Origin of the sequence: Anaeromyxobacter oryzisoli, from assembly GCF_022690765.1 — a bacterium.
GTDB lineage: Bacteria > Myxococcota > Myxococcia > Myxococcales > Anaeromyxobacteraceae > Anaeromyxobacter > Anaeromyxobacter oryzisoli.
This window is the reverse complement of record NZ_JALCZA010000148.1, coordinates 1-3,920: the sequence shown is the minus strand read 5'-3', so window position 1 is coordinate 3,920 and position 3,920 is coordinate 1. Positions and strand designations below refer to the sequence as shown.

Sequence of the window (3,920 nt, the reverse complement as noted above, 5' to 3'; positions counted from 1 at the left end):
CGGCACCCGCCTCGAGCCGGCCATCGGCGACGAGCGTCCGCAGGATCAGCGGCACCGACGCCGAGCGGTGCTCGCGGCGAATCTCGAGGAGAAGGTCGCGCTGCTCGGCCGTGAGCTCCTGGGCGTGGCCACGGTCGCTCCGCGGGGCGGGCCGGAGCGCGGCGAGGCCGCCGGCGCGGTAGGCGTAGTACCAGCGCTCGAGCGTCGGAACCGAGTACCGCCGCGTCGTGTCGATGCCTGGCGGGCGGAACCGCTCCTGCGAGAGCACGCGGAGCGCCGCGCGCAGCTCGCCGTGGTCGAGCTCCTTGCGGGTGAGCGCGCCGACGATCTCACTGTGGAAGATCGCGATCGCTTCTGCATGGTCCTTCGGCGCGAGCGGGATCGTCTTGGGGATCGGCGGCGCCGCCGCCGGGGTGGACTCGTCCATTTCTGCTCCTCAGTGATCGCCTCGCCGGGAGTGGCGAGGACGAGCGAGGAGCAGTGCCCGGCGGCCGTGGCGCCGCGGAGGGATCCTCGATGGTGGGATCGCCTCCGCCCGCGCCACCGCCGCGATGGACCTCGGCCTACATGCTCGCCCCGAGGAACGCGGCCGACTCGACGGCGAGCCCTCCGGAGCTGGGCGCGTACGCCGCGAGCGTCGTCGCCGCGCGGGCCGCCACCTGGCGCAGGGTCGCATCGGCCGGGAGCTGCCGGACCACTGGAAAGAGCCGGCCCGCGCAAACCGCCCTCGACCACCGGCGCAGGCTCGCCCACCCCGCCGCCGCGGTCACGCCGACGATCCGGAGCGGGCTCACCCGGCGGCGGACCTCGGCCGGTGGGAGCGCCGCGAGCCCGTAAAGTGCGAGCGCCAGTGCGACGGCGCCCGCAGAGTAGAGCCGCCGGCGCAGGAGACCCCGGGGCCCGACCACGACCACCGAACCGCAGCGCTGGCACCGGTACCGGCGGAGCAAGAGCCCGAACACCGCGGCGGCATCGTCCCGCTCGGCCGGTCCCCACTGGTGCCGCTCGCGCCAGCCATGGCCATGTAACCCCAGCCGCGCCCCGGCCGGCCGGCCCGCGGCACCGCACGCCGGACACCGACCCGGACGCACCTCGCCCACCGCCGGCCGCCGGGCCAGCCAGTCCTTGACGTGAAGCTCCGACTGTACGAATCGAATCCCGCTCCGGTCACCTGCCGACACAGGCCCAGGGCACGGCGGGGGGCGTGCTCCAACACGCTCCCCGCCACCCGTTTACGGGGCCGACGCCGCGCCGGTGCCCCCTCCTCGGTGGCGTCGATACCATCACCCAACGTGACTGCCAGTTTTCGGCCTGCGCGATGGCCGTCGCCGTCGTGACGCGCCACTCCCCCTCACGCTGCCTGCGCGAGATCGGGTCCTACGCCGTCATCCTGGGTGAGCGGCAACAGCACGTCGCGTCCGCCGGGTCCCGGCACTCCCGCACCGTGTTCCCGTTCCCGTCGTACACCAGCGACGTGTCCCCGATCCGCGTCGCCTGGTGCGGGCCCGCTCCCTGGTACTGGTAGTCGAACGCGTGGTTCGTCTGCGGCGGGAACTCACCGCCCCCCGGTCGGCCCGTGCAGCACCTGGTGCACCTGCACGTTCGACGTCATCGCGTGGATGTCCGAGTACTTGAACACCGACGTGAAGGTGTCCAGCGTCCCGGGCCGAGACTTCGCCTCTCCGTGCGCCCACACCAGTCGGTGCAGATCGTCGTACTGGTACGACGTCGTCACCTCTCCGGCGTGCGACGGATCCGCCTCCCCCAGCGCGTTCCGCAGCGTGAGCACGTTCCCCACCAGATCGTACGCATAGTGGAGATCCTGCAGCAGCCGCTCTCCGGGCTTCTGCGTGTACACCGCCGAGAGCCGCCGCGTCAGCGGCTCGTACCCGTACCGCGTCACCACCCCGTTCCCCACCCGCTGGTGCACCCGCTGCCCGAACTCGTCGTACAGCAGCTTCGCCAGGTACGTCTCCGCCTGCGCCGCGTCGTGCCGCGTCGCGGCTCTCGCACCAGGCTCAGTGCGTGAATTCGCCCCGGAGCGTGGTTCCGCCGCGCTGCCGCTCCGGCCGAGCGCCGGAACTCTCGGTCAGGGTCCTGGGTCCTGGTCCTGCGGCCTCCCGATCAGTGCTCTCGGTCGGGGCCCTCAAGCAGGTTCGTGAGCCGAATTTCCACCGCGCCGAACCCCATGAGCCCGTCCGCCGGCAAGTCAGCCGCATCGCGTGCGTCGATGGGGATCGTGGCGGTCTCCGTCGAGAGATCGCCCTCCACGTAGATGACCTTCCTGCGACTGCCGCTGATGACGTCCGTCCGGACGAACTCTGGGATCGGCCAGCGCTCCCGGGCCCAGCGCCCCGGCGTCTGCCCGAGTAGAGGCCAGCTCCCGCGGATCAACCCGAGGTCACCGAACTTGCCAACGAGGACCGCACCCGTGGGCGCATCCCGCTCGACGTCGACCAGGGACGCCCGCCCCGCGTGCTTTGGACCGAAGAAGTAGCCCAGTGTGACGCCCCGACGTCCGACACGGGCGACGACGCCCGCGCCGAATCCCGAACCGTCCCGGAGCGGGATCAGGAACCAATCCCCCTCGCGGTACGCGATCCTCCGCACGTTGCTGCTGCTCGCCTTCGGCGACTTTGGCTTGCGCGCCATGGCGGTTATCTATTCTCTAGTCGCGTCGCCGCGTCGAGATATTCTTTCCGCCTCGGGTTTCGCGGGCTGATCGGCTCGATCCTGTCTAGCCGCGGGTCGTACTGATCGTGGATGACCTGCTCCCGTCCGCGCTGCTCCGCGTACACGTCGGTGCGCCTGTCGACCTCGAACGTAAAATCGCCGAGTAGGGGGTTCCGGGCATGCTCGCCTTCGCGCCTCGCAAGGTCCTTCGTTCTCCCGGTCCGCACGACCTCGCCGGTCACCGGATCCCGAAGCAGATACGTTCCGCCCTTGGCTTCGCCCCGCTCGGCTGCGCGCAGCTGGACGGCGTACGCGCGTGCGGCGGCTTTCCCCACGCGCTTCTCGCCTGCGTACAACAGCTTGACGCCGACTTCGTAGGCTTCGGCCGTTGGTTTGCCGCCGGGCAACGCGGTGAGAATCTCGATCCCGGCCATTGTCACGTCGTTCGAGGTCAGCTTCCGCTGCCCAAGCGCGGCGTCCGTGACGCGGCTGACACCCTCGGCTCCGAAGTAGTCCCAATACGCCTGCGCGAACGCCCACCCGAATGCCGCGACGTAAGATCCATTCTTCGCCGCCGCGAGGCCCTCCGCTCGATGAGCTGGCCGACCGTCTCGAGGCCTGTGAGATCCGCGCGGCTGAGGGGGTTCCCGCCGACGTACCCGTACAAGTTGAACTCGAATTCTCGACCGATCCCACGCTCGGGGAACCCGATGTACAACGGATCGGGAGACGCCCACCGGACGAAACGGGGGTCGTAGTACCTCGCCCCGAAGTAGTAGAGCCCGGTCTCCTCGTCGATCTCCTTCCCGGTGAACAGGAACCTCTGCCCCTTCACCGGCGACGCGCCCACGTCGCTCCGCGTGTCCCTCCACACCTCGCCGTACGGGAAGTACTCCACCCGCTCGTGCACCCGCGCGTTCTGGTCCGTCACCCAGCTCGTCGAGCCCAGGTGATCCGGGTGGTAGTAGTACGTCTCCGGCCGCACCTTCGCGTCGGCGTAGTAGTCGTTCAGCACCGGATCGCCGCCCGGCAGGTACGCGCACTTCTGCGGCTGGTAGTTCGACGGGTCGCAGCCGCTGTCGTTGTTGACCGTGGTCGGGGTCGTCCCCGGCTCGGTCGCGTCCACCGTCCCCCGCGGCACGTCGTCCCAGCCCGGTGGCGGCATCAGCTTCGACGCCACCCGCGCCGTCCCGACGAACACGTGCTTCATCGCCGCGCGACGCCCCTTCACCGACCAGAACTGCCCG

Annotated in this window: 7 protein-coding genes; 1 reads left to right on the top strand and 6 read right to left on the bottom strand. The window is 70.5% G+C overall.

All coding sequences use genetic code 11. The features are described from left to right. Together MNZ27_RS22925 and MNZ27_RS22920 are read right to left on the bottom strand one after the other, a co-directional pair. Window positions 1–427 (bottom strand): helix-turn-helix domain-containing protein (locus MNZ27_RS22925; RefSeq protein ID WP_242396386.1); only part of this gene is annotated, 427 nt, incomplete at its 3' end. Between the two features lie 136 nt (window positions 428–563). Then, window positions 564–962, bottom strand: coding sequence for a hypothetical protein (locus tag MNZ27_RS22920; protein WP_242396385.1), 399 nt, complete (start codon window positions 960–962; stop codon window positions 564–566). Window positions 963–1,318: 356 nt separating this feature from the next. Here MNZ27_RS22920 and MNZ27_RS22915 point away from each other — a divergent pair, with 356 nt between their 5' ends. After that, on the top strand, window positions 1,319–1,525 hold the full coding sequence (locus MNZ27_RS22915) for a hypothetical protein (RefSeq protein ID WP_242396384.1): 207 nt from the start codon (window positions 1,319–1,321) through the stop codon (window positions 1,523–1,525). Between the two features lie 30 nt (window positions 1,526–1,555). Here the strand turns inward: MNZ27_RS22915 and MNZ27_RS22910 are convergent, their stop codons facing one another. The 4 genes from MNZ27_RS22910 to MNZ27_RS22895 form a co-directional block, all read right to left on the bottom strand. Beyond that, a complete protein-coding gene (locus MNZ27_RS22910; RefSeq protein ID WP_242396383.1) occupies window positions 1,556–1,930 on the bottom strand; it encodes a hypothetical protein in 375 nt (124 codons plus the stop codon). A gap of 194 nt (window positions 1,931–2,124) precedes the next feature. Further along, window positions 2,125–2,652: an immunity 26/phosphotriesterase HocA family protein gene (locus tag MNZ27_RS22905; RefSeq protein ID WP_242396382.1), complete on the bottom strand. Its 528-nt coding sequence runs from the start codon at window positions 2,650–2,652 to the stop codon at window positions 2,125–2,127. Between the two features lie 5 nt (window positions 2,653–2,657). Beyond that, on the bottom strand, window positions 2,658–3,107 hold the full coding sequence (locus tag MNZ27_RS22900; RefSeq protein WP_242396381.1) for a hypothetical protein: 450 nt from the start codon (window positions 3,105–3,107) through the stop codon (window positions 2,658–2,660). 17 nt (window positions 3,108–3,124) lie between these two features. Continuing rightward, on the bottom strand, window positions 3,125–3,920 hold a 796-nt coding region (locus MNZ27_RS22895), incomplete at its 5' end, for an RHS repeat-associated core domain-containing protein (RefSeq protein WP_242396380.1).